This window comes from Methylophaga sp. UBA4204, from assembly GCF_002379485.1.
In the GTDB taxonomy this organism is placed as follows: domain Bacteria; phylum Pseudomonadota; class Gammaproteobacteria; order Nitrosococcales; family Methylophagaceae; genus Methylophaga.
The window spans coordinates 8269-9028 of record NZ_DFTU01000067.1; the positions used below are offsets into that span (position 1 = coordinate 8269).

At 57.9% G+C, this 760-nt stretch carries 2 pseudogenes; both read right to left on the bottom strand.

From position 1 onward, the window contains the following. Positions 1 to 17: 17 nt before the first annotated feature. Positions 18 to 293: pseudogene (locus B3182_RS09715) on the bottom strand (ArsR/SmtB family transcription factor); the annotation flags it as partial. Positions 294 to 337: 44 nt separating this feature from the next. Continuing rightward, positions 338 to 760 (bottom strand): annotated as a pseudogene (locus tag B3182_RS09720) (cation transporter); the annotation flags it as partial.

A 760-nucleotide genomic window follows, 5' to 3' on the forward strand; every position in this document is an offset into this window, starting at 1 on the left:
TGTTTCGCCTGACGTTATCCACGCACAAGTCGAGCTCCACGCAGGAGCCGCAGATGATGACTGACCAAGAATTGGGATAGATCGAGCGTTTCTGCGATGTCGCCCACCGCGACTGATCCGCGCATGCACTGTAGCAGGATCTTCAGGCGCGATTGATCTCCTAACAGGAGAAAAGTCTCAGCGAGAACAGCGACGTCACTATGAGAGAGCGCCAAGAGCTCTGGGGCCGAACGCTGAGCATTGGTGGCGCAATTCTGAGCATTGTCGCCATTGGCGTGTTTTCGAGAAGTCATGGATTTCTTGTCCCTGAGCTGCCAGCACTACGCTGGCTGCAGCATCAGTGTTGATGACCCGGGACGGAATGGTCGTGCTTATGACCCTTTTCATGGCTGTGGCTAGTGTCATGCTCATGTGGGGTGTGCCCTTGCGGCCCACCTGTCGGCTGCAAGCTGCAAAGGTTCTTTTCACCAGGAGAGTTCCATTCGATCCCGACCGTCACGTGCTCGATGCCAAATTGCTCTCGAAGCACCACCTCTACGCACTTGACCACGGTGCGCGCTTCCTCAGCCACACTAGGGCGAACGTGCAGCGTGGCCATCGTGCGACCAGAGGTAAGCTGCCATACATGCACATGACTGACGGCCGCCAAGCCAGGCACCGCGCCCATCAGGCCTTGTTCCACCTGCTCCGGAGAAGCGTCCTCGGGCGCACCTTCGAGCAAAATGTGGATCGATTTCGCCAGGAGCTTCCAGGCGCTGCG